The sequence below is a fragment of the Paenibacillus sp. YIM B09110 genome (assembly GCF_037167145.1).
GTDB lineage: Bacteria > Bacillota > Bacilli > Paenibacillales > Paenibacillaceae > Pristimantibacillus.
Genome location: NZ_JBANSP010000006.1, coordinates 66,981 through 89,533, shown reverse-complemented (window position 1 = coordinate 89,533; position 22,553 = coordinate 66,981). Strand labels below are relative to the sequence as shown.

Here is a 22,553-nt window from a genome sequence, read left to right as displayed (position 1 = left end):
ACCACATAGGAAAGTTTAAGATCGCTAAAGCTTTAAAGCGAGTCGGACTTTCCTATTGGCGAATAAACCAACCTTTAAACGCGGTCGCTCATCTTCGAAAGACCTCGATAGAGGTTTATCTCATGTGGCGTTAAGGCATTCAAGAGCTCCCGAAGCTGTGCTTGCGTGGAGAGAGGGTCGTATCCATAAAAGAGTTCAGGCTCATTCAGATAGTAGACTCTGTTATGCTTAACCGCATCTAAGCTTCGCCATTTGGGAGAACGGAGCAGTCGGTCAAAACGAAGCCGGCTATCCGGACAAGAAGGCATTGAGGTAAAGATGATATAATCGGCAGGGTAGGAAGCTATAGCTTCGATATCAGCCTCTATGTAGCCTTTGGCAACAATTCCTTGCTCCAATAGCTTGCCAGGAGGCTGAAAGCCGAGATCATCGTATAAGATCTGGCAGCCTCTGCCGAAGCTGCTGCTGAAGCAGTAAGCTGCATGCGAGCCGATCTCCCATACGATGGCGGTGCCTCTGGCTCCCAAATCGCGGTCCAACCGATGATTGACCGCGTCCATCATTTGATCATGTTTAGCCAGCCATTCCTCGGCTTTGAGCCGTTTATTCACGATATCGGCAATGAGAATGAACTGATCTCGCCAACTCATCGTCATGAGAGGAAGCTCCATGACCGGTGCGAGCGGAAGCAATGATTTATTTACCTCCGCATGGCTATAACTGATAATCAGATCGGGGCGTACGGAGGCCAGCGCCTCATAATAGGTGGCGGGGGTATGGATGTACGGGTTGAATTTTTGTCGGCTTTTCAATTTTTTCTTGCTATGGAATTGCTCCAGCCAGGACGTATAGACGCCAAGCTCAGGGGTAATGTCCAAAGCGATCAGACTGGCCGTATGGTTCGAATCCAGTGTGACGATAGTTTTGCGCGAGTGTCGATAGGCCGATGGGGACAATCCGACCGACTCCTTGAATTTGCGACTCAAATACAACCCTTCCTTATAGCCGACCTGTTGAGCCAGCGTATTCAAATTCGGCGTGCCGATCAAGAGTAGCTGTTGAGCGCTGCGAATTCGCAGCAAAGTAAGATGGGCATTGAAGGTTCGACCTGTGTGCTTCCGGAACGTGCGCGAGAAGTGCTCGGGACTGACGCCAGCCTGCTCAGCCATCTGCTCCCGTGTAAGCTCTTCATTATAATGGGCGTCCATATAGTGAAGAGATTGATCGACCCAAGAATGGGAGGGCTGCTGTCTTGCGGCTAGCTCCTCGCTTAGCCCTTGCAGCAATTGCGCAAACAGCTGCTGCGCTTGGAACGGGGAGCTAAGCTGCGGTTCCATCCAAATATGCTTAAACTCCACGGCGAGCCTTAATAGCCCGGCAGGAACACGCTGCAAAGGAATCGGATAATGCAAGCCTTCGGGGCTGGAACCGTCCGGAGTCAGGCAACGGTACTCGATTCCGATACCTCGGAGTGGGGAGCGAGACTCTATCCGCAGCTCCATCTGTGTTAGAGCATTCGATAGAAATGTGGTGCCGCGGGAAAGATCCTGCTCATGCCCATCGACGAGAAGGGTGCCCTCGCCGCCCCATACGATGAGGATGATAGCGTTCGACGACACGTAAGCATCTCCCAAATCGTCTATTTCGAATAGATTGACAGGCATATAGAAAGTATGGGAGGCTGTAGTTCTCCCTTTATTGGCAGCAGCGGTCATAGAGATCACGCTCATTTCTCAAATTCGGATTGAAGTTCGTTGAATGATTTTTGTACAAAAATGGAGCGGCACATTTGTTTTGTCCATTGAGTATAGGAACATAATTAGTTACTATTTTTAATGATAATGATAAGCATTATCAAAGTAAAGGGGAAAGAACAAGGAGGAGTATCAAAAATGGTACAGGCAAAAAAAGCAAGTCTGCTATTAGCGGTAATTGTTTTGATGGGGGCACTATTGTTGGCATGCGGCAACAACGCTAACAATTCGGATAATAAAGCGCCGGCAAACGGCGGCCAAGCATCCGAGACACCTGCAACGGCGGCGCCGGAGCAGACGGAAGCGACGACTCGCGTATTCACTGACTGGTCGGGCCACGAGGTAGAAATTCCGGTTAATCCGCAGCGCGTTATTTATCACGGGGAAGTAACGGGCGACGTACTGGCGCTTGGCGTAACACCGGTCGGCGTCCTCAAGAATGAAGGGACATCGTTTGACGATAAAATCGCATCCGTAGAAGATGTAGGCTTACCGTTTAACTTGGAGAAGGGGCTGGCGCTTCAACCGGACCTGATTATTTTCTCGAACGACGACGCGAAGCAGTATGAGGAAATTTCGAAGGTTGCGCCAACGGTCACGTTCAACTCTTTTGATCCGATTGAGGTGAGAATGCCGATCCTTGGTGATCTGCTTGGTAAGAAGGCAGAAGCAGAAGCATGGCTTGCCAAGAACAAAGCGGACTCAGCTGATATGTGGGCGAAGCTGCGCGCAGAGAGCGGGCTTAAGGAGAACGAAACGGCATCGGTATTCACGATGTATCCGGGCAATCGCTTGTTCATCATGGCAGGCGCAGGACTCCCGCAATTCCTATATGGAGAAGGTGGATTCAAGCCGCTCGACAAGGTGCAAGAGTTGATCGATCAGCAGACGGGCTTCTTGGAAATTTCCGCAGAAGTCATGTCCGAATATGCGGGAGATCGGATATTCATCTTGAACGCGGTCGATCCTGAGGCGCAGAAGGATACGAACGATCTGATGAACAGCGAGCTTTGGAAGAAGCTTCCGGGCGTGAAGAACGGTTACGTCTACAACTTCGATATTCTCAAAGCAGGCAGCGATGCTTTATCTAGAGAATACCTCATTCAAGAACTGCCTAAGGTTATGGCAAGCAAATAAGCAACGACCTGAACATATCGCATACAGAGGAGCTTTTTGACCGGATTCGGTTGAAAAGCTCCTTTTTATGGGCTATAATCATGTAAATGATAATAATTCTCAGTTCATAAAAGGGGGTTCCGACATGCCAGCAACACCTGCAGTGCCTCTGCGGTCACTGTCCTTTCATCTGCTTGATGCCAAGCTGCTAAGTTGTCGTCCGGGTACGGTATTGCCTGAGGAAACGACGGAAACTTACACCCTTCTTATTAACAAGAGCGGCAAAGGGCAATTGTACAGCGACAGCAAGAGGTCGTTGTTTGCCGGCCAAAGCGCGTTTCTCTTCATTCCCGGAGCCTCTTTCCAGCTGGAAAGAAAAGACGACTCGGCACTCGAGTATTATCGCATACAATTCGCGGTTACATTCATCGATTCATGGGCGGCCCCAGCAGCATATAAAGAAGCTTTGTTTCCAGGCAGGAGCGAGCTGCGCGTCTACCCTTCGTCTCAGTTAATGGAAATGGCGGAGCAGCTATACAGCGGCAGAAGCGATCAGGATGGAATGCCAAGCTTCGAAAATAATATGCGGTTTCTGAAGTTGATAGGTTTCTTATTGGAGCATAATCTCATGACGGACAGCAAGACCAGCACCACGCAAGCCGTAGAAAGAACGATTCAATATATGCAGGACCACTATACGGACAAAATAACGGTGAAATGGCTTTCGGAGAAAGCTTCGCTTCCGAGCGGCCAGTATTCGGCTGTCTTCAAGGAATTAACGGGTAAGAAGCCGCTGGACTACTTGACGGAGCTGAGGATTAAGCGGGCCAAGGAATGGCTCCTCCAATCCGACGAATCGCTTCGCGATATTGCGGAGAGAGTCGGATTCGCCGACGAATATTATTTCAATCGCCGCTTCCGTCAGACGGCGGGCATGTCGCCCAGACAGTATGCTCTAGCGATGAGGCGAAGAGTTCGGGTAAGAGATTGGGCCGGCCATGAGGTGACGATTCCAGATCAGCCGAGGCGTATTATTTTTTACGGAGAGACGATCGGAGATTTGTTGTCGCTTGGCATTCAGCCGATCGGAGGCGACCTATGGAGGCAGGGGCGTCCTTTCAATGCGGAGAAGGTATCGTCGCTGAAACCGGATCTTATTATATTCGATAAGGAAGACGAGAGGGAATATGAGCAAATCTCTCGGATAGCGCCAACGCTTACCTATAACTCCTATGGTCCGCTCGAGGAGAGGCTGTTGACGCTGGGAGAGTGGTTCGGCAAGGAGCGGGAGGCGCAGCAGTGGCTCAGCCATCATGCGGGTAATGCGCAGCGGATGTGGCAGCAACTGGAGCCTTATATTCGTCCGGGAGAGACGGCAACCGTATTTGTGCATCACCGGGGCAGACGGCTATTCGTAATGGGCAATATCGGATTAACGTCGGTGCTGTATCATCCGGACGGTTTTTCCCCCGTACAGAAGGTGCAGGACGTGCTTCAAGCGGACAGGGCGTACAAAGAAATTACGGAGGATTGTCTTCACGAATACGCGGGCGACCGTATATTCATGCTACTTCCGGACAGCCCCGTCTCGAGAAAGGCGATGGAGCAGACGATAGCAAGCCCGCTGTGGCAAAGCCTTCCCGCAGTGCGGAACGGGCACGTTTACCTGGTGGACGAGAACGAATGGAACTCCGGGGATGCATATACGATCGAACGTCTGCTCAGAATGCTTCCCGAGCTGATTCAACACACTTCATAACGGTGCTGGGAGAGAGGAGCCTCTTATAAGGGGTTCCTTTTTTTGATTGCTTTGTCGAAAAGAAAGTGACGAGTTTGTATAAAGCCGGCCGTAGAGAATGTGTATTGAGCATGCAATCCGAAATGAGGTACAATCTATTCAAGCAAAATGATAATGATTATCATTATAAATGAATGAATTGTTTTGCTTCAAAACATAAAGCTTATGGGAGTGGATTTAGTCATGGCAAGACGGGGGTTTATGAAGACAGGATGGATATCGCTCATTGCGGCGGCAATGATTACGGTGACAGGATGCGGCGCGGCAGGCGAGCAAGCGGCGGGCAATGCGACTACCGAGCAGCCAGTACAGGCAACGGCAACGCCAAGTGAAGTACCAGCCGAGAAAGAAACGCGCGTCGTAACCGACGGATTCGGAGAGGTGGAGATACCGACAGATCCGAAGCGGGTCAGTGCTCTTTATCGCGAAGATTATTTGGTTGCGCTCGGGGTAACGCCTATTGTGCAATACTATAACCCTATGTGGGGCAAGCAGGATTATTTGAAGCTGGAAGTCCCTTTATTCGATGTGACCGGCAGCATTGAGGCTTTGCTCGTGGCTGAGCCGGATTTGATTATCGGCGCCGGCGAGGTCGATGCGGCCCAATACGAGCTTTACTCGAAAGTTGCGCCGACGTTCCGCTTGCCGGACGACGTACTTGCGGATTCGCGCAAAACGTTGACTTTAATCGCCGATCTGCTTGGTCTCAGCGACAAGGCGGAGCAAGTTCTCGCTGACTATGAGGCACGTATTGTCGATGTGAAGGCGAAGCTGAACGCCGCGATCGGCGATGAGAAGATTGTCGTGCTGCGGATGAACATCGTAGACAAATCGATTAATATTTTCGGCATTCACAACACGTTTGTAGGACAAATCTTGTATGAGGATCTTGGCCTAAAGGCGCCGGGGTTCGCCGAGGCGATGACGGAGAGCAATATCGTCTTATCGAAAGAGGTCATTCCGGAGCTTGACGCGGACCATATTATTTTGCTTCCGTCCAACGGCACATGGGAGGAAGAGAGCAACGCGAAGGCGCTTGAGGAAATGAAGGCAGATCCGTTATGGCAGACCGTTCCTGCTTTTAAGAACGACCACGTATATCCCGTAGAGAGATCGTATTGGCAGACGGGAGCCATTACGGCCAACGGCATGAAGATGGATGATTTAATTAAATTGCTGGCATCCTAGCTGCAATTAAAGGTCCCGGCGAGAGCCGCTTTTCAACGAAGGTTGATGGGCGGCTCGTTTTGTTTTACACTATATTCATTGAGAATGAATATCAATTAAAAAGGGGTTGATATTGACGATGGATATTCAACAGAGCAAACAAGCTGAAGCACCTCCCTCAGTCCAATATGCGCTGCAATCGATCCGCTTAATCCCTGCGGGTGAGCAAGCGGATCGAGGAGAATTAGAAAACCGCGATAGAGACGATGAGGAATGCTTTGAACTGATATTTATAATGAACGGGACGGGACAAGGCAAATGCTATTTGCGGAAGCCTGGGAAATCCCTATCTATTGATCAAGAGGCTTCGAGCTTCAGTTATTATCGAGTGTGCTTCGTAACGAGCGGCTATGATGGTGCGTTCAGCCTGTTGCCGGAGAAGCAAGAGCTAGCATGCACGCCGTTCGCGAAGACGCTGGAACTGCTGGGCGAGCTATATGGGCTCCGCAGGGCAACCGATGAGCTCGAACGGTTCCAACGGTTTGTGAAATTTCAAGAATTGCTGCTGTTTCTATTCCGCCAAAATCGACCTGCTGCTCATGAGGATAAGGGAACGGACGGCGAGCGGCATGGGGTAGAGCTGAGCTTGCGGCATATTCATCAGTATTACCGTGAGCTTCTGACCGTGGAGGAGCTCGCTGCTCTGGCCGGTGTTGATCGCTGGAAGTATACCCGTCTGTTCAAAGAGGCAACCGGTCAGGTGCCGCTCCAATACTTAAATGAAGTACGGATCAATCAAGCCAAGAAGTGGCTGGCAAGCGCCGACGACAAACTGCTTGATATAGCGCTTAATGCGGGATTCAACAATGAATATTATTTCAATCGCCGCTTCAAGCAGACAGTTGGCATATCGCCCGGACAATACCGCCGCAGCCGCAAGGGACAGCTTAGAGTAGTCGCGCCTTATTTGGAGGACTTCATAGTGGCGCTGGATATGCAGCCTATCGTCCAGTATTGGCATGAGAAGTGGGGGAAACAGGACTACTTGGGCTTAAGCCACATTCCGACGTTCGATGAGCATAGCGGCGATTTTAACGCCCTTTCCGGCTACAAGCCAGACTTGATTCTGCTCATGGATCGTTATGAACAACAGCAATATTCGGAGTGCCGCCGGATTTCCACCACTTGCATCCTGCGCGAGCAAAGCAATAACTGGCGAACGGTGCTGCGAACCGTTGCCGACTATTTCGGACGGACGGACCTCGCTGACGATGCAATCGCGAAGTATGATTCCAAAGCCCGGAGCGCGAGCCATACGCTTAGTCAGGCCATGAAAGGAGAAACGGTCGCTTTCTTGCGTATCTCTGCGGATCACATTATTCAATACACGGAAGAAGGACGCGGCTTTGTTTCGACTGTTCTCTATGGGGATGTTGGCTTGCGTTCCTATTCCGCTGTAGGCGTAGCTTCTAAAGCGAATGCGCCGGGCATGTTCAATCTCTCGAGGGCGGACCTAGGCGCGTTAACTGCCGACCATTTATTTATTACTTTCGATAAGTGGCACAGCCAGGCGGAAGGAGCGGAGAGAGAACTGCTGGAGCAACCCGAGTGGCGCGAGCTGCCTGCCGTACGCAACAACCGCGTTTACGAGGTTGATTTTCTGACCTGGATGAACAACGGCATTATTTCCAACGGCAAAAAAATCGATGATATTCTGCGAGCATTAGCGTAATTTCTCTTTCGCTTGCGGCTGAAAGCTCCGCTTCCTTCATTTTGTACAAAGCAACCGTCGATTTTATCCATTGTTTTTGTCGCGCAGCCAAAGCTACAATGTTGTTGATAATGATTATCACAACATGGACGTTTCAGGAGCCGGCTGGAGGAGGACGCAAATTGACTGAGCAGCTTGAATTGTACGATGTGACGATTATCGGCGGTGGCCCTGCGGGGATGTATACTGCTTTTTATAGCGGCATGAGAGACTTGAAAACGAAGCTGATCGAGGCAAAGGAAGAGCTCGGGGGGCGCATGCTCATCTATCCCGAGAAAATGATTTGGGATGTCGGCGGCGTGACTCCGATTCTATGCGAGAAGCTAATCGCTCAATTGGCGCAGCAGGCGAAGACATTTGACCCTACGCTCGTATTCGGACAGCATATTATCGGATTAGAGAAGCAAGACGATGCTACGTATATTTTGGAAGCAGCAACGGGTGAGAGGCACTGGACGCGTACGGTCATTCTGGCTATCGGTCGCGGCATTCTGCGGATGGCGAAGCTGGAGCTGGAAGGGGCTGAACGCTATGAGGTGTCCAATCTGCACTATACGGTGCAGGAGCTGGAGCCTTTCAGAGGGAAACGCGTGCTTATTTCAGGCGGTGGAAACTCCGCGGTCGATTGGGCGAATGAACTGGAGCCGATCGCTGCTCAGGTGACGGTCGTGCATAGGCGCGATCACTTCGGCGGACATGAGAAAAACATCGTTCGGATGAAGGGGGCGTCTGTCGATGTGCTCACCCCCTATGAAGTAACCCAGTTATACAGCGGTAACGGAAAGACGATTGAACGTGTGACGATCAGTCATATCGAATCAGGGGAGTCGCGTCAGGTGGAGGTTGACGAGGTTATTGTCAATCACGGGCTGAAGTCTGATTTTAGCGGCATTAAGGATTGGGGCCTTCATATGGACGATTGGAACGTATTCGTCAGTCCGAGGCTTGAGACGAACCTGCCGGGCATCTTCGGAGCGGGCGACTTCGCCAATTACGAAAGCAAGCTCAATCTGATTGCAGGGGCGTTCACCGATGCGGCGTTAGCGCTTAACAGCGCCAAGCGGTATATGGATCCCGAAGCGCCGAGGATGGCGTATGTATCTTCGCATAATGAGAGGTTTAAAGAGAAGAACAAAGCTTTGGGCGTTTCGGATGAATAGCAGGGTCTGCTGTATTTGGCTCGGCAGCGTGTAAGAAAGAGAAGCCGTTTCCCTCTGCATGAGGCGAAGCGGCTTTATTGTTGAGAGGAGGGGAGAAGAAATACCTTAAAATGTGTTAAACTATAATTTGTATAGCAAGCCTCATTCAAGTATGAGATATGGAGGTGCGACGATGAATCCAATCCATCCAGGGACGGTTCAAAGCGCAATCGATAAACTTAAGGATCAAGATTTGTATCTTCATTTGGAGATGACGTCCGGCGCTTATGCGAGTCACTTCGATAGCTCTAGGCATCCGGCGGCCAACTTCATCAGCAATGCCGTTATCCGATATTCACACGGATCGATCGCCGGTAGCGGGCCTTATCGCGTAGGCCTGAAGACAGAAGGCGGTTGGATCTATTCCGAAGGGCTTACTCATTATGAAGAAAGCGATACGGAGCGGCTTATTATGGCAGGGCATGACGGCCAAGGCAAGCTGGTTGTGGCGTTACAGCTCAGCCGTACGCCGTTCTAAAGGGAGAGGTGAAGTGAACAATGAAGCATGATCGTATTCTTATTGTATTCCCGCATCCGGACGACGAGGCTTACTCGACGTCTGGCACGCTGGCTAAGTATATTCACGAAGGCGCGCAAGTTACGTATGCGTGCTTGACGCTCGGCGAGATGGGAAGGAATATGGGCGTACCTCCCTTCGCCAATCGGGTGACGCTTCCGGCCGTCCGCAAGCTGGAGCTTGAAGAATCGTGCAGAGCCATCGGCATTCAAGATGTGCGCTTACTAGGGTTTCACGACAAGATGGTCGAGTTCGAGCCGCATGCAAAGCTGGATGCGCCGATTGCCGCCATTATCGAGGAGCTGCGCCCATCGCTCGTGATTACGTTCTACCCTGGCTATAGCGTTCATCCTGATCATGATGCATGCGGCGAAGCCGTCGTTCGTATCATAGGGGCAATGCCCAAGGAGAAGCGGCCGGTCGTGTACGGCATCGCTTTTTCCAAGAACCATCAAGAAGCGATTGGAAATCCCGATGTCTTTGAGGACGTTAAACCTTTCTTGAAAGCCAAGCTGGCCTCGATTTCCGCGCATCGCTCGCAGTTTCCGCCGCCGGAAGGGACTGGAGACAAGAAGCTAAGCTATCAGGAGTTGGAGGAACGGTTCGGCACGGAGCGTTTCTGGACCTATCGGTTCAACTAATTGGTTATAAAGGAAGGCCGATCCGCAACATAAGCGGATCGGCCTTTTATTGCTCCTTATTCGGATTTTGCTTCTTTAGCCGCCTGCTCTTCATAGAACCAAAGCGGATCTTCGTTGTCAACTTCGCCATTGTAGTTGATCAGTAGTTCATCTCCGGCTTTAACGTCGGTAAAGGCGTAGAAATCTACGGTTAGATTATCGAAATTAAGGTCGTAGTGCGTGTTAGGCGTATAGGAGTGATTGAATAACATTCCATAACCTAGCAGCAAGGCGGAGTGGTGCTCGCCGAACTCGAATGCATAATCGGCGAAAATCGTTTTCTCCAGGTGTACATGTTCCTCGTTCGGATAAGGAAGTGCGGGTGCTTGATGAAAAACGACTCCCTGGGGTATATCGACGGTTGCGAATACGCCTCTATTTAATTCTCCGTTACTGAGTTGTGATGTCTTTACTTCAATCATTATGGTCACCTGCGCGATCTATAGTATAAGGTCAGCCATAGACTAGCCCCACTTGCATTATATCGGTATAATCCAAATATAACAAAGGAATCGTCCAAAATACAGCGCGGACGGCATGCACCGGGGGAGGAACATCGTTGTTCGACGTTATCATTATAGGCGCAGGGGTTAGCGGAATATTCGCCGCCCATGCGCTCGCTGCAGCAAACAAGAGTGTATTAATGATCGATAAAGGAAAACCGCTTAACGAACGGAATTGCCCGCTCGATAAGGGGGAAGCTTGCGACTGCACCGCCTGCGCGAAGTACGTCGGCTTCGGCGGGTTAGGCAAGTCGGAAGGGAAGTACAACTACACGAACGACTTCGGAGGAGACCTTGAGACGAAGGTAGGGTATAACCATGCCTTGCAGCTTATGGACGAGGTTGACGATATATTATGCAGTTATGGAGCAGGACAAGCGGCCATGTATAGCACCGTAAATCCTTCGCTCGCAAGGAGAGCAAGCGAAGCGGGTTTCGATGTGCTTGCAACGAGGACAAGACATCTTGGGTCAGCACTTTCCAATGAGGTGCTGCAGGCGATGTTCGAGGATTTGGAGCGTTGCATCTCCTTCCTTTTTGAAACGGAGGTCAGTCTGATTCGCCAGCACGCTGAAGGCTTCGAGCTAACGATTGCCGGCCGAGATCCAATATTCACGAAGAAACTCATTATTTCGACAGGAAGAAGCGGAACGGAGTGGTGGTCCGGTCAATGCAAAGCATTAGGCATCTCGCAGCAGCTTGCAAGGCTTGATATCGGCCTTCGATTCGAAATGTCCGGCGGGCAGTTGGACGCCATTCTTCAAGATCAGTTCGAAACGAAGCTGCGATTTGAATGGGAAGGGCTATCCGCTACGACCTACTGCATGAATCCGAGCGGCAGAGTCATACGGAAATTTCAAGACGGTCTCGTTATGGCAGACGGCCAAAATTATCGGGAGCAAGCCGAAGGGACGGCGAATTTGAACTTTACTTTGTTCGTCCCGAGTTACTTCTCTACGCTTGAAGAAGCCGATAGCCTCGCGCGTCAGATTATTGGCGGGATCAATCGCGGGGGAGACCGCATCGTCGCTCAGCGGTTGGGCGATTTGCAGCAAAGCCGGGGAACGTCGGAATCCAGCGGTGCAAGCAACCGCATCAAGCCGACGTTGAAGGCGGATTGGGGCAATCTCATTCAAGAGCTGCCGGATAGCTACATACGGATATCGCTTTCTTTCATTGATGCAATGGAGCGGCTGCTCGGAATCCCAGTCGATGAGGATACGGTTGTGTATGGCGTCGATGCCAAGTTCTACGCACCTATGCTGGATACGACGGAGGACTTTGAATCCCGCATCGCCAATCTGTATGTGATTGGCGATTGCTCGGGCATCACGCATTCATTATCGCAGGCCGCCGCGAGCGGCTTGCATACGGGCAAGCGGCTAGCGCTTGCTTAACCGCAAAGCTAGAATGAGCGAGTATAAATATAACCGAAATATGGAGGATGAATGATGAGTGAGTTAAATAATCCGAGCGAGATTAGTGAGGTTATCGTAGAGTGCAGCATATGGGTTGATGCTTCTAAGGAGCGTTCGTGGGGAGCCGTGACGGAAGGGGTGCAGTTGACGAAATGGTATTCTCCCGGCTCGCCTTGGGATGTGCCGGAGCTGCGGGAAGGTGCAGCGGTTTACTTCCACCATTCACCGAATGAATATCATGCGGGAGCCGATGTTGTCACGCTTAAGGCTATTATCATGGCCGCGGAGCCGCTGAAGAGGTTCGCTCTCCGGTGGGAGTTCGAATCGGAAGGACCCGCGATGATTACTTCCTTCCTGCTTGAAGAGGAGAACGGCGGAACAACGGTTACGATAACAGAGACGGGCTACGAGACAGAGGAGCAGGCGATGCCGACCCAGGAGGGCTACACGATGTCGCTTATGAATCTCAAGGCGCATCTTGAAGGAAATAGCTTACCCTATTAAGCTTAGGCGATTAAGTTAAGCTTTACTGCCCAATTGTCCATGTGTTGTTTCCCGAATCTCCATTGTTCCTTGGTGAACCTGCTTGTATAATGGCTAATGATTGTGATAATCATTATCATTAGAAGTTGTAGGAGGCATTTAAAATGAAGTGGAGAAAAGGGTTAGTCCTTTGCGCTATCGTGCTTATGACGAGCGTAATTGCGGCTGCTTCATCTGATCGATCGCGATTCGTACCGTTTCATTTCGCTTGAAGAGCTGCCGTTATATGCAGGCGATCATATCTTCCTGACCGTGTACGAAGCGGGCGACGGCGGCCGGAGAGCTGTGGAGATGAAGCAGAGCCGCATATGGTCGGAGCTCCCGGCTGTTAGGCAAGGCAACGTATACGAGGTGGACATTAGACGGTTCGGGGCAGGCGACCCAATCTCTTTAAGCAGCCAGCTTGATATTCAAGTCAAGCATCTGCTGTCGGGCGGAGGCTGTGCGGGGCGGTCGCGCGGAACGATATAACAAAGACTTTTTCGAGGCTGAAGGCTTCGGAAAAGTCTTTGTTTGTTTTCTACGGCTTTGAAGTCTTGCCATATGTTTAGTTGTTCTTTGTAACGGACATGGGGAACCTTTATAAGCCGAATATAAGAGAATCCAAACACTTACGGACTGAGAAGGTCTTATCTCTAGCATGAGGAGCTCTAACGGCCGTCATTGGTGACATAAGCGTCACTGCTGTCCGTTAAACACGTATACAGGCAACTTGTATCCAATTAAGGTCATCTGAGTCCGCTAGCGATAAGTGTACCAATGCTGCACTGTGCTAGTAATAAGGCCAGCCGCTGGAATCCCAGTACAGATCGCTGCGCTGATGAGCAGCTTAGGAGCGCCATTCTCCGCTACGCTGTACACGGGCGATGTTGTTCGAGCCGTGGACGTCTTGGCCGCCTGGTCCGACCCAAGCGCTGTTGCCGCTGTCGATGTCGATGACGCTTGCTCCGCCGTTTTTCATATCGACGCCGTTCTTATCGTAATAAGGTCCAAGCACGTTCGTCGAGCGGCCGACGACTACCTTGTAGGTGCTGTTCGTGCCGTTGCAGCATACTGCCAGCTGCCCCTGTTCTTTTGGTTATTTTAATCAAAAGAGCTGGGGCTTTTTAGTTCATTCACACAAACGACGCTTTACAACACTGGGATATTTATGTTAGTTTTTATAACATAACGTGAAAGGTGTTGATCCTGATGTTGCTATCCGATCTGCTCAAAACGCCCGTTTTAATTGCCGCGGAGGTCATTGCCGGGCATGAAGGGCTTACGATTCACGACGTGCAGTCCATTAATATTATGGACGCGCCGGACATTGTCACCTTTTTGAAAAAAGGCGATTTGCTCTTAACGAACGGTTACCTGCTCAAGGACAGACCCGACGCTCTCATCGATTTCATTACAAGCATGCACCGCAAGGGCTGCGCCGGTCTTGCGATCAAGACGAAACGGTTCTCCATGAGCATTCCGCAGGAGGTGCTGGACGAGGCGAATCGGCTTCACTTTCCGATTATTGAGCTTTCGTTGATCGAATCGACGCTCGGCGAAATATTTCAGCAATCCATCAGCATCATTCTTGAAAACAAAAACGAGGAGCTGCATTATGCTCTGACCATCCATAAGCAGTTCGCTGACATGATCATGCAGGGCGATGGACTGGGGCGCATTGTCGATGCGCTCGCCGGTATATTGGCCTCACCGGTGCTGCTGCTGAACGTCAAGCTTCAGCCGCTCGCGAGATCGTCCGGGCTTTATGAACCGGCGCTTCAGGAGCTTCCTGAGCTTGCAGCAGCGGCGATTTCCAGCTTTCCGGCTCCGCAGTCGGCGGTGTCCGTATGCTTTCCGCATATTCGGGCTGACGGCTTCCGGCACGCCGAGCTATTCCCCATTCACACCTACCGGCATGAGGGCTATCTGCTCTCCTTCCATAACGACCATACGATATCCGGCCTTTCCGCGCTTGCGTTCGAGCAAGCGGCTCATGTCATCGGGCTGGAGCTGACGAAGAAGCACGCGGTTAAGGAGCGCTCTCGCCGCTACAAAAATGAATTTTTCTCGGATTTGATCGAAGGCCATCTTGGCACGGAGCAAGAGGTGCTGCATCGCGGCGGCAAATACGGGTTGACGGCCGACGGCAAGGCATTTCTGATTGTAGCTAAGCTGGACGAGCAGCCCGAGTGGTCGATAACAAGCGCAAGCAGGTCCTCGGAGGAGAGACTCAGCGTGGAACGCGATGCCCAGTATGAGGCTATCAAGCGGGAGTTGGCCAAGCTTGGCATGCCATTCGTTATGTTCACGAAAAACGACCTGTTCGGTATCGTTGTCCAGCATTCCGTGCCTGACTGGAACGAGACGGCGTTTGCCAGAGGGCTGGAGGCGGCCGCGGAGCGTATATGGGATGCGGATCAGCTTAGCTTCTCGTTTGGAATTGGCAATCCGTTCACGAACGTACTCGATTTGGGCTTGTCCTACAAGGAGGCAATTAAAGCTCTTAGCTCAGGCAGGCAAATGAACCGGAAAAGATTCGCGCAGTCGTATCATGCAATGGATATCGGGCGGCTGCTGCGGCTGCTGCCGTACGACGAGCTGGAGCGGTTTTACGAGGAGGCGTTTAAGGACCTGATCCGCAAGGATGACAAAGAGAAGAACGAAATGCTGCGCACGCTGAAAATATTTTACGAGAATCAGTGCCAAATCAACGATACGGCTAAGGCTTTGTTCGTTCATCGCAACACGGTCATCTATCGGATTGAGAAGGCGGAAAGATTGATCGGCCGATCGCTTAAGGATTGGCAGGTGAGCTTCCGGTTTCAGGTTGCTTTTGCGATCGAGCCGTTATTAAAGAACGAAAAATCTAGTTAAAACAACTAAATTCATATTTGATTTCTGTTTGTTATAACTAATGACATTCGAGAGTCGAATCGATAAGATAGGTTTATATTCAATATGTCAGATAACCTAACATGATATAAACGCGAATGCAGCATTGGAGAGGGGCTGAGATGATGGGAGTAACGGAAACGATTGATCGAAGTGAAGCGTTAAGGGCATATGGCAGGGGCGATGCGGGGCAGTCGGCAATTAGCGTGCAGCAGGTAACCAAGTCGTTCATGAACGCGGAGGGAGAAGCAATTCCTGTGCTTAGCGGCATTACGATGGATATAAGAAAACAAGAATTCGTCAGTATAGTAGGACCGAGCGGTTGCGGGAAAAGCACGATATTCAATATTATCGCGGGTTTGATCGAGCCTACCTCAGGCAAGATCGTAGTCGGCGGCGAGGAGATCGGGCGCTCGACGGGTCATGTCGGCTATATGATGCAGCGCGACCTGCTTCTTCCTTGGCGGACGATACTGGACAACGTGACGCTTGGATTGGAAGTTAAAGGGTTATCGAAGAAGGAACGTTACGACATGGCAATGGCGTATCTTGAACGTTATGGTCTTGAATCGTTTGCCAAAGCTTATCCGTCAACCTTGTCCGGCGGTATGAGGCAGCGGGTGGCGCTGATTCGTACGCTTGTTACGCAGCCTGACATTATTTTGCTCGACGAGCCGTTCTCAGCGCTTGACTATCAGACTCGGCTTGTGCTCGAAGACGAGATTCTATCGATATTGAAGAATGAAGGCAAGACGGGCGTACTCATCACGCATGACATTGAAGAAGCGATATCGGTATCAGACCGGGTCTTCGTTATGAGCAAGCGGCCGACTTATGTGAAGAAAACGTACGAGGTCGGGCTCGCGGCAAGCCATGGATCGGCCATGAAAGCGCGGACGGACGCGGCTTTCAAGCAATACTTTGAGGAAATATGGTCAGAGCTTGATATACAGATGGGGAGGATAAGCTAATGTCTAATGCATCCCAGAGAGTAAATCTGAATGCGGCGGGGGCTCTGCCAGCGGTCAAGCGCCGCCGATTAAAGCCCCATAAGGTCGCTTCCTTGAAGCAGTGGATCACGACGATGCTGTGGCGCTTCGCCATTATAGGCGCCATATTGGCAGGATGGGAGACACTCGTAAGGCTCGAGGCGGTTAACGCGTTTCTGCTGGGCTCGCCAAGCGCAATCGCCAAATCGGCAGGCGCGATGCTGCAGTCCGGTCAGTTGCTGACAGATGCCTACGCTACGGTGAAGGCGACGGTACTTGGCTTCGTCATCGGGAGCATCGCCGGCTCTCTCGCGGGCTTGCTGCTATGGTTCTCTCAGACGGTATCGCGGGTCATCGATCCATTCGTCGTTGCCTTGAACGGCGTTCCGAAGATTGCGTTGGCGCCGATGATTATTATTTGGTTCGGTTCGGGTATATTTTCGAAAATCGTGCTTGCTTCGGTAGCGACCTTCATCGTAGCGCTGTTGTCGGCTTATCAAGCTACACATCAGATCGATGACTCGCAAGTTAATCTGATGAAGTCGTTCGGAGCGAGCAAGCTGCAAATATTCCGCAAAATTATTATGCCTTCCTCGCTGCCTTGGATCATATCGGCATTTCGCATCAATATCGGACTGGCTCTCGTATCCGTCGTTGGCGGCGAGTTCATATCCTCGGACAAAGGGCTTGGCCATATGATCTTCGTCGAGGGCAACCTGTTCAATCTGCCGGCCGTATGGGTTGGCGTGTTCACGCTGATGCTTGTCGCGACATTCCTCTACACCTGCGTAAGCATTCTCGAGAAGCGGCTGTTGCCTTGGAACGATAATAAGCAGCAGACTCGGAAATCAGCATCGGTCTAACTGCTGAATCCATCATCCCTTCTATGCTCACATTAGCCTAATCACAAAAGGAGACGATCAACGATGAAAAAAACGGCACTCAAACTTATGGGCATTACATTAATAAGCGCATTATTCCTGTCAGCTTGCGGAGGCGGAAAAGCAGATAACGTTAACGCTGGCAACGAGTCGACGACACCGCCGACCGAAACGGCCAAAGACGTGATTATGGTGTCCGAGGTGTATCATAACTTGCTGTACCTGCCGCTCTACGTAGCGAAGGAAAAAGGTTTCTTAGCTGACAACGGCATCGAGCTGTCCTCCATTACGGCAGCAGGAAGCGGTCCCGCTGCATTGGCTTCGGTGCTGTCCGGAGAATCCGCATTCTCGTTCCACGGCCCGGAGCATGTTGCCTTCGCAAGAGCGAAGGGCGGAGATGCCCAGTCGCTAAGCATTGTGTCAGGAAGCGCTCCAGTATGGGCGGTTGCCAAGACGGGTTCAAGCATTAAGGAGCCGAAGGACTTTATTGGCAAAACGATCGTCACGGGCATTGCGCCGACGAGCTCGAACAGTCTGCTGCGCAAGCTGTTCGCCGACAATGGGATCGACTTGAAGAGCGATGTCACGATTACGGAGGTGCAGAACGGCTCTGAGCTTGGCACGCTGCTTGCGGGCAAAGCGGATATAGCGGTCGTCTACGAACCGCAGCTTGATCAAGGGCTTACCCAAGGATTGGAGATCGTCTACGACTTTACGAAGGATTATCCGGACTTTGCGTTCGCTACGATTAATACGTCCAAGAAGGTCATTGAGGAAAATCCGGATTTGGTTAAACGGATGGTCAAATCGATTGAAACGGCATTGGATTTCATTCATGCAGATGCAACGGGAACGAAGGAAATCGCCAAGAAGGAATTTCCGAACCTGGACGGCGCAGTCGTGGAGCAGGCTGTACAACGCATGATCGAAAGCAAGGTATATCCGCAGGATGGATTGCTTACGGAAGCGGCGTTCCAGAACGCTGTTGATATGCAGAAGTTTATCGGCAATCTGAAGGTCGATATCGCCTACGGCGACATGGTGGATACGAGCTTTATGCCATAACCGCATAAGCATAGAAAGGAGCCCTGATCGTCATGGGTGTACAGCAGGAAGCGGAATATAAAGCCTTTCTAGAGTCGGAAAGGAGCAGGTACAGAAGCGGTCTCGTAACGGGCGAGGAGAAGGAAAGCTTTCTAGAAGAGCTTAAGCTTCTCCGCTCCTTCCGGATGGACGACCAGGTTGCGCCTTATACGACCTATAGGGGAGGCGCGGGCCGATGATATCGACACAACTGCATGAACTTACAATATCGGAAGCCGCAGCCTCCATTAGAGCTAAGAAGGTGTCGCCCGTTGAGTTAACCGAAGCGTATTTGTCCCGCATTGAAGCGGTAGACGGGAAGGTGCAAGCTTGGGTTACGGTAGCGGCCGACCATGCGATGCAAGCGGCGAAGGAGGCTGAGCGCCAGCTCATGTCGGGTCGCTATCTAGGTCCGCTGCATGGCGTTCCTTACGGCGCGAAGGATATTATTCGCACGGCGCACATAAGAACGTCCGGCGGCTCGCAGGTGGACGGCGATTACGTGCCGGGTACGAATGCAGCCGTTATCGATCGGCTCGGCAACGCAGGCGCCATCCTGCTCGGTAAGACGACGACAACCGAATATGCATATCAAGGAGGGGAGCCGCCTACGCGGAACCCGTGGAACTTGAAGCATACGCCTGGAGGCTCCAGCTCGGGATCGGCGGCTGCCGTTTCGGCCGGCATGGCCGCCTTCACGCTCGGCACTCAGACGTTCGGATCATTAATCCGGCCTGCTGCGTACAACGGACTAACGTGCATGAAGCCGACTTTCGGCCGCATCAGCAGGTACGGCGTGTTCACGGCAAGCTGGAGCCTCGATCATCTCGGGGCCTTTACAAGAACGGTCGAGGATACGGCAATTACGCTTGAAGCGCTGGCGGGTGGCGATGGACGCGATTCTTCCACGTTGCAGGGAGAGCCGCCGCGCTTCACTAGAGCGATTGGGCGAGATGTAAGAGGGCTGGTGGTAGGCTTGCCGGATACGTTCTTCGAGGCAGAGGAGCCGGTTATCGGCGAAGCGGTCGCACAAGCTGTCGAGGTACTGAAGGGGATGGGCATCCGGTTCAAGCAGGTTAAGCTGCCGGCATGCATGAAGGAGGCTGTCGCCGCGCACCGAATGACGATGCGCGCCGAAGGGGCGGCGTACCATATGGAAACGTACAAAACTAGAGCCGATTATTACGGGCCGTCGATGCGAGAGCAGTTGGAGCTTGGTTTCGAGCTAAGCGCAGTCGATTACTTGCATGCTCAGCGTGTCCGAAGCGTGTTCCGCAATGAAATGATGAGTCTCTTCGGCGAGATCGACGCTTTGCTTACGCCATCGACGCCAACGCTGGCGCTGCCAGGCTATAAGACGGGCAGTCCGATGTTCAACGGACCGTTCACGAATTCGGGGCTGCCTGCGATGACGGTGCCGATCGGCATCGACTCTTCTAGGCAGCTGCCAATCGGCATGCAGCTGGCCGGGCCGCTAATGGGTGAAGAGACGCTGCTTGCGATCGGGCATCAATACCAACAAGCAACTTCATGGCATCTTCAGAGCGCCCCGATAGGACTGTAGACGGGGTTCATAACAAGGAGGAAATAAAATATGACGACGATCATTACATCGGACAAGGCGCCAAAATTCCCGCTGCCATTCTCGCATGCGGTGCGCGCAGGCGACCTTGTCTACGTGGCTGGACAAGTCGGTGTTAATCCGCAGACGCTAGAGCCGCTCGGTGACATACGGGAGCAGACAGCGCAATGCATACGGAACATTGAAGCGATATTGCAGGAGGCGGGGTTAACGCTGGATCATATCGTCAAGGTGACGACGCATTTGGCAAGCACCGAAGACCAAGATGCTTATAATGCTGTATACGAGGATATGATAGCGGCGCCGCATCCCGCCCGAATTACGGTATTCAGCGGTCTTGGACCCTATTTAATAGAGATGGAAGTATTGGCATACGCGCCTTCGAAGCGCGGCGAATAGCAAGCGCAAGGATAGGGATGGAACCTTGATCAAGGGTCTGCATCCCTATTGCTCATTTAGGTAAAAAGCCATCTGCCATAATCGGCAGCGGAATGATAGAGTAATCATTAATTGGGTTTATATTAATTAAGGTTTAATAAATAATCATAGGGCTAAGCGGTATAATCTACTATCATTAACTGGCTTAATAAAGTCTTGACAACTTATTAACCAAGTATTAACATATGGTGCAAATAAGAGGGACATCATGCTGACGGAATAACGATATTTAATGTTATTAATTATTATCTGAATAATCAGAATATTTAGAACAAAGAAACTCGTCGATAGGGGGATTCTGTTGAGTGATACGCTGCTAGCCATTGAAAATCTCACTACCTCATTCCGCATCGCCGACGATTATTATGCAGCCGTTGACGACGTATCGCTTACGATCGGCAAGAACGAGATCGTTGCTATTGTTGGTGAATCCGGCTCAGGCAAGAGCGCTCTTGCTTTCTCTATTATGGGACTTCATACGAGAGCGAGGATTGACGGCAGCATTAAGTATAAGGGACAAGATATCGCCCAATTGCCTCCGGCCAAGCTGAATCGGCTTCGCGGCAAGGCGTTCGGGATGATCTTCCAGGATCCGCTGTCCGCGCTCAATCCGCTTATGATCATAGGCGCTCAGATCGAAGAAGCGCTGTTGCTCCATCAACCGAAGCTCTCCCGGAACGAACGGCGAATAAAGGTAATGGAGCTGTTAAGGAGAGTCGGGATACCTAGCCCCGAGCATACCTACGGACAGTTTCCTCATGAGCTGTCGGGCGGGATGAGGCAGAGGGTGGTTATTGCCATAGCGGTCGCCAATGAACCCCAGTTGCTCATCGCCGACGAGCCCACGACTGCGCTTGACGTTACGATTCAATTGCAAATCCTCGAGTTAATCAAGAAGCTGAAGAATGAAAGCGAAGCCGGCATTTTATTAATTACGCATGATCTTGGCGTCGTCGCTGAGATGGCCGATCGCGTGGCCGTTATGTATGCAGGCCAAATCGTCGAAATCGCAGATATCTACACGCTCCTATCCGGGGCCAAGCACCCCTACACCAGGTCTTTACTCCAATCGATTCCTACTTCCAAAGAAGCGCAATCCAGACTGCATGTCATTCAAGGGATCGTGCCTTCCCTGCAAAATCTTCCGCGGCAAGGCTGCCGCTTCCGCTCACGCATTCCGTGGATCGATGCATCCGCGCATGAAGACGATCCAACCATGCACGAAATTGCTCCCGGGCATTACGTCAGATGCACCTGCTATAAGTCGTTTCACTTCCCTAATCAGAAGGAGGCGAACGATACACATGTCCTTTCTTGAAGTAAAAGATCTTAAAGTACATTTTCCGAGCCGCGGCGGCATTCTTAACAAGCGGATTCCGCTAGTGCGGGCCGTCGATGGGATAAGTCTAACGATCGAGCAAGGTCAAACCTACGGACTCGTCGGTGAATCCGGCTCCGGTAAGACGACGACCGGCAGGGCAATTATCGGGCTTAATCCGATCACGTCGGGCAACGTGTTATTCGAGGGTTATGATCTGGCGAAAGGCGGCCGGAGAAGCCATATCGACGTTCGCCGAGATATTCAAATGATTTTCCAAGATCCGTACTCGTCGTTGAATCCGAAGAAACGCGTGCTTGATATTGTTGCGGAGCCATTGCGAAACTTCGAGAGGCTGTCGCCGAAGGAAGAGAAGCTTCGCGTCCAGCAATTGCTGGAGCAGGTCGGCATGAGTCCGGAAATGATCTACAAATATCCGCATGAGTTCTCGGGCGGACAGCGGCAGCGGATCGGGATTGCGAGAGCGGTTGCTCTGAAACCAAAGCTTGTTATTGCCGACGAGCCGGTGTCGGCGCTGGATGTATCGGTGCAAGCTCAAGTGCTGAACTTCATGAAGGATATTCAGCAGGAGATGAAGCTTACCTATTTGCTCATCAGCCATGATCTCGGCATTATTCGTCATATGTGCAATCATATCGGCATTATGTACAAGGGCCGTTACGTCGAGCAGGGAACAACGGCCGATATTTTCGACAACCCGCAGCATATTTATACGAAACGTCTTATTACGGCTATTCCGAACATCGATCCTACGCAGCGAGACAAGCAGCATATTTATCGCGAGGCGGTTAGGGAGGAATACGAGAAAGCGTACGACACCTATTTTGACCATGAGGGACTTGCCTTGCCCTTGCAGCCGATTACGCAAACACATCTAGCGGCGTTGCCTGAGAGAGGTTGA

Annotated in this window: 22 protein-coding genes; 19 read left to right on the top strand and 3 right to left on the bottom strand. The window is 51.5% G+C overall.

Going from position 1 to position 22,553, the window contains the following annotated elements; translation table 11 throughout:
• Positions 1 to 74 precede the first annotated feature (74 nt).
• Positions 75 to 1,664, bottom strand: coding sequence for an ABC transporter substrate-binding protein (locus V8F51_RS11285; RefSeq protein WP_337100325.1), 1,590 nt, complete (start codon positions 1,662 to 1,664; stop codon positions 75 to 77).
• A gap of 228 nt (positions 1,665 to 1,892) precedes the next feature.
• Here V8F51_RS11285 and V8F51_RS11280 point away from each other — a divergent pair, with 228 nt between their 5' ends.
• The 7 genes from V8F51_RS11280 to bshB2 all read left to right on the top strand — a co-directional run bounded on the left by V8F51_RS11280 (position 1,893) and on the right by bshB2 (position 9,963).
• The gene (locus tag V8F51_RS11280) at positions 1,893 to 2,891 is read left to right on the top strand and encodes an ABC transporter substrate-binding protein (protein ID WP_337100324.1); all 999 of its coding nucleotides are present in this window, start codon (positions 1,893 to 1,895) and stop codon (positions 2,889 to 2,891) included.
• 124 nt (positions 2,892 to 3,015) lie between these two features.
• Complete coding sequence (locus V8F51_RS11275; protein ID WP_337100323.1) at positions 3,016 to 4,629, top strand: AraC family transcriptional regulator; 1,614 nt, start codon at positions 3,016 to 3,018, stop codon at positions 4,627 to 4,629.
• A gap of 222 nt (positions 4,630 to 4,851) precedes the next feature.
• Complete coding sequence (locus tag V8F51_RS11270) at positions 4,852 to 5,856, top strand: ABC transporter substrate-binding protein (protein WP_442956424.1); 1,005 nt, start codon at positions 4,852 to 4,854, stop codon at positions 5,854 to 5,856.
• Between the two features lie 118 nt (positions 5,857 to 5,974).
• On the top strand, positions 5,975 to 7,567 hold the full coding sequence (locus V8F51_RS11265) for a helix-turn-helix domain-containing protein (protein WP_337100321.1): 1,593 nt from the start codon (positions 5,975 to 5,977) through the stop codon (positions 7,565 to 7,567).
• A 161-nt stretch (positions 7,568 to 7,728) separates the two neighbouring features.
• The gene (locus V8F51_RS11260) at positions 7,729 to 8,766 is read left to right on the top strand and encodes an NAD(P)/FAD-dependent oxidoreductase (RefSeq protein ID WP_337100319.1); all 1,038 of its coding nucleotides are present in this window, start codon (positions 7,729 to 7,731) and stop codon (positions 8,764 to 8,766) included.
• Positions 8,767 to 8,938: 172 nt separating this feature from the next.
• The gene (locus tag V8F51_RS11255; RefSeq protein ID WP_337100318.1) at positions 8,939 to 9,283 is read left to right on the top strand and encodes a YojF family protein; all 345 of its coding nucleotides are present in this window, start codon (positions 8,939 to 8,941) and stop codon (positions 9,281 to 9,283) included.
• Between the two features lie 20 nt (positions 9,284 to 9,303).
• Positions 9,304 to 9,963 carry a bacillithiol biosynthesis deacetylase BshB2 gene (gene bshB2, locus V8F51_RS11250; RefSeq protein ID WP_337100317.1) on the top strand — a complete coding sequence of 220 codons (660 nt, stop codon included), beginning with the start codon at positions 9,304 to 9,306 and terminating at the stop codon, positions 9,961 to 9,963.
• Between the two features lie 56 nt (positions 9,964 to 10,019).
• On the opposite strand, the gene V8F51_RS11245 is transcribed toward bshB2, so the two are convergent.
• Positions 10,020 to 10,424, bottom strand: coding sequence for an SET domain-containing protein (locus V8F51_RS11245; RefSeq protein ID WP_337100316.1), 405 nt, complete (start codon positions 10,422 to 10,424; stop codon positions 10,020 to 10,022).
• A 137-nt stretch (positions 10,425 to 10,561) separates the two neighbouring features.
• On the opposite strand from V8F51_RS11245, the gene V8F51_RS11240 reads away from it, so the two are divergent.
• The 3 genes from V8F51_RS11240 to V8F51_RS11230 all read left to right on the top strand — a co-directional run bounded on the left by V8F51_RS11240 (position 10,562) and on the right by V8F51_RS11230 (position 12,937).
• Positions 10,562 to 11,902: an NAD(P)/FAD-dependent oxidoreductase gene (locus V8F51_RS11240; RefSeq protein ID WP_337100314.1), complete on the top strand. Its 1,341-nt coding sequence runs from the start codon at positions 10,562 to 10,564 to the stop codon at positions 11,900 to 11,902.
• A gap of 54 nt (positions 11,903 to 11,956) precedes the next feature.
• On the top strand, positions 11,957 to 12,427 hold the full coding sequence (locus V8F51_RS11235; RefSeq protein ID WP_337100313.1) for an SRPBCC family protein: 471 nt from the start codon (positions 11,957 to 11,959) through the stop codon (positions 12,425 to 12,427).
• Between the two features lie 198 nt (positions 12,428 to 12,625).
• Entirely contained in the window at positions 12,626 to 12,937 is a 312-nt protein-coding gene (locus tag V8F51_RS11230) for a hypothetical protein (RefSeq protein WP_337100312.1), read from the top strand.
• A 358-nt stretch (positions 12,938 to 13,295) separates the two neighbouring features.
• Here the strand turns inward: V8F51_RS11230 and V8F51_RS11225 are convergent, their stop codons facing one another.
• A complete protein-coding gene (locus V8F51_RS11225) occupies positions 13,296 to 13,463 on the bottom strand; it encodes a hypothetical protein (protein ID WP_337100311.1) in 168 nt (55 codons plus the stop codon).
• Positions 13,464 to 13,657: 194 nt separating this feature from the next.
• Between V8F51_RS11225 and V8F51_RS11220 the strand changes: the two genes are divergently transcribed.
• From V8F51_RS11220 to V8F51_RS11180, 9 genes are all read left to right on the top strand, one after another.
• The gene (locus tag V8F51_RS11220) at positions 13,658 to 15,322 is read left to right on the top strand and encodes a PucR family transcriptional regulator (protein ID WP_337100310.1); all 1,665 of its coding nucleotides are present in this window, start codon (positions 13,658 to 13,660) and stop codon (positions 15,320 to 15,322) included.
• 143 nt (positions 15,323 to 15,465) lie between these two features.
• A complete protein-coding gene (locus V8F51_RS11215; RefSeq protein ID WP_337100309.1) occupies positions 15,466 to 16,311 on the top strand; it encodes an ABC transporter ATP-binding protein in 846 nt (281 codons plus the stop codon).
• Positions 16,311 to 17,192 (top strand): ABC transporter permease, encoded by an 882-nt coding sequence (locus tag V8F51_RS11210; RefSeq protein ID WP_337100308.1) that lies wholly within the window; start codon positions 16,311 to 16,313, stop codon positions 17,190 to 17,192. The genes V8F51_RS11215 and V8F51_RS11210 overlap by 1 nt, the downstream gene beginning before the upstream one ends.
• A 63-nt stretch (positions 17,193 to 17,255) precedes the next feature.
• Positions 17,256 to 18,275: an ABC transporter substrate-binding protein gene (locus V8F51_RS11205; RefSeq protein WP_337100307.1), complete on the top strand. Its 1,020-nt coding sequence runs from the start codon at positions 17,256 to 17,258 to the stop codon at positions 18,273 to 18,275.
• A gap of 32 nt (positions 18,276 to 18,307) precedes the next feature.
• Positions 18,308 to 18,493 (top strand): hypothetical protein, encoded by a 186-nt coding sequence (locus V8F51_RS11200; RefSeq protein WP_337100306.1) that lies wholly within the window; start codon positions 18,308 to 18,310, stop codon positions 18,491 to 18,493.
• Positions 18,490 to 19,857 carry an amidase gene (locus V8F51_RS11195; RefSeq protein ID WP_337100305.1) on the top strand — a complete coding sequence of 456 codons (1,368 nt, stop codon included), beginning with the start codon at positions 18,490 to 18,492 and terminating at the stop codon, positions 19,855 to 19,857. Before V8F51_RS11200 ends, V8F51_RS11195 begins: the two co-directional genes overlap by 4 nt.
• Before the next feature lie 30 nt (positions 19,858 to 19,887).
• Positions 19,888 to 20,274 carry a RidA family protein gene (locus V8F51_RS11190; RefSeq protein WP_337100304.1) on the top strand — a complete coding sequence of 129 codons (387 nt, stop codon included), beginning with the start codon at positions 19,888 to 19,890 and terminating at the stop codon, positions 20,272 to 20,274.
• Positions 20,275 to 20,614: 340 nt separating this feature from the next.
• A complete protein-coding gene (locus V8F51_RS11185; RefSeq protein WP_337100303.1) occupies positions 20,615 to 21,631 on the top strand; it encodes an ABC transporter ATP-binding protein in 1,017 nt (338 codons plus the stop codon).
• Positions 21,618 to 22,553 (top strand): ABC transporter ATP-binding protein, encoded by a 936-nt coding sequence (locus V8F51_RS11180; RefSeq protein WP_337100302.1) that lies wholly within the window; start codon positions 21,618 to 21,620, stop codon positions 22,551 to 22,553. The genes V8F51_RS11185 and V8F51_RS11180 overlap by 14 nt, the downstream gene beginning before the upstream one ends.

What these genes read in the sequence shown, in the direction of transcription:
- V8F51_RS11195 (WP_337100305.1), top strand. Translation starts at nt 18,490, where the DNA reads ATGATATCGACACAACTGCATGAACTTACAATATCGGAAGCCGCAGCC.
- V8F51_RS11210 (WP_337100308.1), top strand. Translation starts at nt 16,311, where the DNA reads ATGTCTAATGCATCCCAGAGAGTAAATCTGAATGCGGCGGGGGCTCTG.
- V8F51_RS11265 (WP_337100321.1), top strand. Translation starts at nt 5,975, where the DNA reads ATGGATATTCAACAGAGCAAACAAGCTGAAGCACCTCCCTCAGTCCAA.
- V8F51_RS11285 (WP_337100325.1), bottom strand. Translation starts at nt 1,664, where the DNA reads ATGCCTGTCAATCTATTCGAAATAGACGATTTGGGAGATGCTTACGTG.
- V8F51_RS11200 (WP_337100306.1), top strand. Translation starts at nt 18,308, where the DNA reads ATGGGTGTACAGCAGGAAGCGGAATATAAAGCCTTTCTAGAGTCGGAA.
- bshB2 (WP_337100317.1), top strand. Translation starts at nt 9,304, where the DNA reads ATGAAGCATGATCGTATTCTTATTGTATTCCCGCATCCGGACGACGAG.
- V8F51_RS11235 (WP_337100313.1), top strand. Translation starts at nt 11,957, where the DNA reads ATGAGTGAGTTAAATAATCCGAGCGAGATTAGTGAGGTTATCGTAGAG.
- V8F51_RS11180 (WP_337100302.1), top strand. Translation starts at nt 21,618, where the DNA reads ATGTCCTTTCTTGAAGTAAAAGATCTTAAAGTACATTTTCCGAGCCGC.
- V8F51_RS11205 (WP_337100307.1), top strand. Translation starts at nt 17,256, where the DNA reads ATGAAAAAAACGGCACTCAAACTTATGGGCATTACATTAATAAGCGCA.
- V8F51_RS11280 (WP_337100324.1), top strand. Translation starts at nt 1,893, where the DNA reads ATGGTACAGGCAAAAAAAGCAAGTCTGCTATTAGCGGTAATTGTTTTG.
- V8F51_RS11215 (WP_337100309.1), top strand. Translation starts at nt 15,466, where the DNA reads ATGGGAGTAACGGAAACGATTGATCGAAGTGAAGCGTTAAGGGCATAT.
- V8F51_RS11275 (WP_337100323.1), top strand. Translation starts at nt 3,016, where the DNA reads ATGCCAGCAACACCTGCAGTGCCTCTGCGGTCACTGTCCTTTCATCTG.
- V8F51_RS11270 (WP_442956424.1), top strand. Translation starts at nt 4,852, where the DNA reads ATGGCAAGACGGGGGTTTATGAAGACAGGATGGATATCGCTCATTGCG.
- V8F51_RS11245 (WP_337100316.1), bottom strand. Translation starts at nt 10,424, where the DNA reads ATGATTGAAGTAAAGACATCACAACTCAGTAACGGAGAATTAAATAGA.
- V8F51_RS11255 (WP_337100318.1), top strand. Translation starts at nt 8,939, where the DNA reads ATGAATCCAATCCATCCAGGGACGGTTCAAAGCGCAATCGATAAACTT.
- V8F51_RS11190 (WP_337100304.1), top strand. Translation starts at nt 19,888, where the DNA reads ATGACGACGATCATTACATCGGACAAGGCGCCAAAATTCCCGCTGCCA.
- V8F51_RS11220 (WP_337100310.1), top strand. Translation starts at nt 13,658, where the DNA reads ATGTTGCTATCCGATCTGCTCAAAACGCCCGTTTTAATTGCCGCGGAG.